The sequence below is a fragment of the Bombilactobacillus bombi genome (assembly GCF_013607485.1).
Taxonomy (GTDB): domain Bacteria; phylum Bacillota; class Bacilli; order Lactobacillales; family Lactobacillaceae; genus Bombilactobacillus; species Bombilactobacillus bombi_A.
In genome coordinates, this window is record NZ_SCHP01000069.1 from 1 (window position 1) to 4,909 (window position 4,909).

A 4,909-nucleotide genomic window follows, 5' to 3' on the forward strand; every position below is an offset into this window, starting at 1 on the left:
AGTGCAAAAACTTCCTTTCGGGTAGTTTTGGTTGGTGGCCGAAAACTATTATATCGAAAGGAAGTTTTTCTCGCTAAAGCTCTTCTGTCCCCCACAAGTAAAACTTGTGGTTTATTTAACATATTAAATTAAAAAACCGTAGAGGTAATTTCTACCTCTGCGGTTTTTTGTTATTTCGTCATAATAAATGTATATATACTTTTATCAATAAATAAAGTTGCATTACATTATTTAAGCATTCATTTGAAGATATAGTAAACTGAACTAGTAATATTTTTAAGGGGATTAAAAATTAGTTAACTAAAACTTCAGTAACTAAAATACCTCCTCCAAAAATTAAAACAAAAGCTACTACTGGCCAAACAAACCTTAACCAGTGAGAATATCTCATATCTAACATTTGTAAAGTTGCCATTACTAATCCGGTAGGTGCTAAGAATAACATTGCGTATTGGCCAAACTGATAAGCTGTAACAACCACAAAACGAGGAATATGAACTGTATCTGCTAATGGAGCTAAAATTGGCATTGCCAAAACTGCTAAACCTGAAGATGAAGGTACTACGAAACCTAAAAAGAAGAAAATTATTAACATCATAATAATAAACATAGGCCCACTCATATGAGAAACTAAAGAGGAAGAGAATTGTAACATCGTATCAGAAATCATACCTTCATTTAAGACAATATTAATACCACGAGCCAATCCAATAATTAAAGAAACTCCTACTAAACTCGAAGCTCCATTAACAAAAGCATCAACAACTTTCTTTTCTCCAATTCCATTAGGTCCTGTAGCTGTCAAAAACATAATAAAAATAGCAAAAGTTAAAAAAGATGCTGCCATTGTTGGAAACCACCAACTTTTGGCCATTACTCCCCACACCATTAATGGGAATGAAACCACAAATAAGCATAAAATTAATTTTTTACGTAAATTAAAAATATTATTTTGGTCACTATTATCTGAATTAATTGCCCACATCTTGTTAAAAGACTCACGATCATCATATGAATATGAAGACTTTGGATCAGCTTTAACTTTTTTACTGTACCAATATAAATAAATTACTAAACAAATTGAAGCTACAGTACAGCCAAAAATACGCCAATTTAAACCTTGTGTGAAATTAATACCCGCAGCATTAGAAGCAATTACTACTGAAAATGGATTAATAGTTGCAAAACAAGTTCCAATTGAACTAGCTAAAAAGATTGCTCCTACACTAACTATTGAATCATACCCCATAGCAATAAAGACTGGGACTAAAACAGGATAAAATGCTACTGCTTCTTCCTCAATTCCACAAAAAGTCCCACCTAACACCATTAGAATAGATACCAAAAAAATCAATAAAAATTCATGGCCCTTTGTTTTTTTAGTCAAAGCCATTAATCCTGATTCAAATGCACCACTAGCACGGACAACACCGATTAATCCACCAAGTACAAAAATAAATACCATAATATCAATAGCTTCAATAGTTCCTCTTACCATAGCGTTAGGTATAGCTGCTATGCCTGCTGGACGTTGCTTTAAGCGTTGATAAGTGTTAGGAATAGAAATTGCTGAAGTAATTCCACCAGTTTTAAACTGTTTAATATCAATTTTAACCCCCAATTTGTTTAATTCTCGCTGAGTTGCAGGAACTTTTTTGACTTTGCCATTTGGCTGTTTAATCTGTAATTGACTAGATGTCTGACTATACGACAACTTAGAATAGCTTCCTGCAGGAATGAACCAAGTGGCTAAAACCGCAATGATAGTTAAAATGAATAATATTGTAAAAGCCCCTGGCATTTTTATTTTAAAATGTCCTCTAGTTTTAATTGCACTTTCCATATTTATCACTCCATTTCTATAATTACTAAAATCACTTATCAAAATTAAGTAAACTAAAAGTAACTAAACTTTTTAACAATTTATATTATATAGTTTACTGTGGTTTTGATTTTATCTATTTACTATAATAGTATAAGTGATTAGCTTCACAAAACTTCAAAAAGCCTCACTTCATTTACTAAAAATACAAGGAGGAAATACTGTTATGTTTAAACATAATCGTTTTATTATTTACGGACGCTATCAACGTATTTTTGTCGCTGCCATTTGTATTGCACTCGCATCACAAATTAATATTTCTATTTTTACCCCAGGCTTTATTGTAGCTTTATCTCCTCTAATTATGCCTATTTTTCTTTATTTCAATGCCGATTTAAATCCAATTCAGTTAATGTTGGCTATTTCTCTTGCATCCCCAATATTTAGAGGCTTATTACTATTTATAAGTCATGAAAATTCTATTAGTAAAATAATCACCTATGTTTTGGCAGATATTGCTTTTTATGTATGCTACGGTTTCCTCTACTATATATTATATTGGCGTAGGGGAATGTGGAATAATAGCTCCTTCTTATTTACAATAATTATTTGTGATTACATTGCTAATATATTAGAAGTAAGTATTTTAATAAATTTTTCTCATTATACTTACCAATTATTTCAAGCATTATTTTTGACCGCTTTAATTCGTTCTTTGTGTAGCTGTACTTTTGCATTTTTATACCATTATTTAACCTTAATGATACGACAAGAAAATCACGAACAACGTTATTATCACTTTATTTGGATTGCTTCTTCTGTTAAGAGTGAAGTTTATTTTATGAAGAAAAATATTAATGAAATAGAAAATATTATGAAAAATGCTTATTTGCTCAATCAAAATTTACAAAAAAGTAAGGACAATCTAAGAAATCGTCAAATGTCCCTTGCTATTGCTCACGATGTTCATGAACTTAAAAAAGACTATCAGAATCTAGCACAAAGTTTAGGAAATTACTTTAATGACGAAGATACTCAAACACCGATGAAATTTACCGATATCTTACGAGTGGTTACTACTTATGTGCGTATTACTATCAAACAAAATCATCAAAACATTGCCTTAAAAGTTCAAAACAATGTTGAATTACGCATACCTAATCATTATTACATTGTTTCTATTTTATCTAATCTAGTTTTTAATAGTGTCGACGCACTTAAGGGTAAAACAAATGGTAAAATTCAAATAACAGCTGAAGATCAGAATGAAGACATTATCATTAATGTTAGTGATAATGGCGCGGGTATAGATAAAGAGGTAATACCATTAATATTTGAACCAGGTTTTACAACAAAATATAATATTAATACAGGTAACGTATATCGTGGCATCGGACTTTCGCATGTCAAAACTATTATACAGGAACAATTTAATGGTCACATTGTTGTTGAATCCAAGATTAATAAAGGAACTAATATGAAGGTAATACTAAATAAACAACGTTTACTTCAGGGGGAAATTAAATGAATTTTTATATTGTTGATGATGATCCTGCTATTCCTATTATGTTACAGCGTATTATTGAACAAAATCCTAATAATAATGTTGTGGCTACTACTTATAACGCACAAACAGCTTTAAAAGATTTATCATTATTAAATGTTGACATTGCTCTTGTGGATTTACTAATTCCTAAAATGACAGGAATTGAACTTGTTGAAAAAATTAAAAAACAAAAACCTACACTACGTTTTATTATGATTTCTCAAGTCCGAGATAGTGATTTACGTGCACAAGCATATCAAGCTGGAATAGAATTCTTTATAGATAAACCTATTAATGTAATCGAAGTAAAAACTGTCATTGAAAAAGTTATACAAAATATTAAAATGGCTACTAAAATAAATAATATTCAGTCATTAGTTAATAATAATAACCCTACTATAAATACTCAAAAATATAATCAAGCTTCTAGAGATAAGATTTTATCTATTCTACGTTATTTAGGCATATCTTCAGCTGAAGGATCTTCAGATATTTTAGCTATCTTACAATTAATGTTAGAACAAAAATGTACATTTCAAAAATTAGATATCCAAAAACAATATCATATAAATACCAATGAAAAAAAAATTCTGTTTCAAAGAATTAGACGTGCTTTAAAAACTGGTCTAACAAATTTAGCACTTTTGTGTTTAGATAATTTTGGAGATGAAATTACTATTGAATATGCTAATGAACTTTACGAGTATAAAAATGTTCATTTAGAAATGCTATTTTTGGAAGGTAAACGCACTACTGGTGGTAAAGTTTCATTAAAAAGATTCTTTAATGGATTATTACAGGAAAGCCAACTGGAATAAATATTGATACTGTGTAATTATAGTAGATTATCTCAAAGTAGTACCTTATTAATAATCACAAATATGTCTTTTAACCTATATTGAATTACATATGTAATATCATTTCAATGTTGTAGAAAAGTTCTAAAAAAATTAAATTGAATTTATCAATATAATTTTAACAAGTTTTAAAAAGTAGCAAACTAAAGCGTTTATAATTAATAGCTATATCCCAATAAATAACAACTTTATGTGATTTATTAATAAAAGTTTGTGATTTTACTTGACATTATATTAATTTATTTTAAAATTAGTCAGAGTGTATAAGAAAGGGCTACCAAAGTTATCAATTAAAAAGTAACTGTGAGATAGTATGGTTGAAGTCAGATAAAAGTAATTTTGGCCGAAATCATTTATTACTATTTTGATAAATGGTTGGGACTAGATTGAATAAGTCTAGAATTGTCGCAGCTTCAAGGCTGCGGAGTGCTATCTACGATTATTATTAGTAGACCCTTTAACGTACATATAATAGTTTTTTAGGTTTCTTCTTATAAAAAAGGAGAATAAGTATGGCAGAAAAAAATACTGTCCAACGTAACTTAAAAACCCGCCATGTCACTATGATTGCGCTAGGCGGCTGTATCGGAACTGGTTTATTTATGACCTCGGGCTCCACTATTTCTAAGGCGGGCCCTGGGGGTGGCTTAGTCGCTTATATTGCGATGGGTTTAATGGTCTATT

3 protein-coding genes, 1 pseudogene and 1 riboswitch are annotated in these 4,909 nt (G+C 29.8%); of the genes and pseudogenes, 3 read left to right on the forward strand and 1 reads right to left on the reverse strand.

From position 1 onward, the window contains the following. Positions 1-292 precede the first annotated feature (292 nt). Positions 293-1,843: a YfcC family protein gene (locus EQ827_RS07800; RefSeq protein WP_181190434.1), complete on the reverse strand. Its 1,551-nt coding sequence runs from the start codon at positions 1,841-1,843 to the stop codon at positions 293-295. Positions 1,844-2,048: 205 nt separating this feature from the next. Between EQ827_RS07800 and EQ827_RS07805 the strand changes: the two genes are divergently transcribed. From EQ827_RS07805 to EQ827_RS07815, 3 genes and pseudogenes are all read left to right on the forward strand, one after another. Continuing rightward, the gene (locus EQ827_RS07805; RefSeq protein ID WP_181190435.1) at positions 2,049-3,350 is read left to right on the forward strand and encodes a sensor histidine kinase; all 1,302 of its coding nucleotides are present in this window, start codon (positions 2,049-2,051) and stop codon (positions 3,348-3,350) included. After that, a complete protein-coding gene (locus EQ827_RS07810) occupies positions 3,347-4,186 on the forward strand; it encodes a DNA-binding domain-containing protein (protein WP_181190436.1) in 840 nt (279 codons plus the stop codon). The genes EQ827_RS07805 and EQ827_RS07810 overlap by 4 nt, the downstream gene beginning before the upstream one ends. 300 nt (positions 4,187-4,486) lie before the next feature. Then, positions 4,487-4,665: riboswitch (Lysine riboswitch) on the forward strand. Between the two features lie 72 nt (positions 4,666-4,737). Then, a pseudogene (locus EQ827_RS07815) lies at positions 4,738-4,909 on the forward strand (amino acid permease); the annotation flags it as partial.

Bases quoted from the DNA above. Each gene is read 5' to 3' on its own strand.
- EQ827_RS07800 (WP_181190434.1), bottom strand. From the start codon at position 1,843: ATGGAAAGTGCAATTAAAACTAGAGGACATTTTAAAATAAAAATGCCA.
- EQ827_RS07805 (WP_181190435.1), top strand. From the start codon at position 2,049: ATGTTTAAACATAATCGTTTTATTATTTACGGACGCTATCAACGTATT.
- EQ827_RS07810 (WP_181190436.1), top strand. From the start codon at position 3,347: ATGAATTTTTATATTGTTGATGATGATCCTGCTATTCCTATTATGTTA.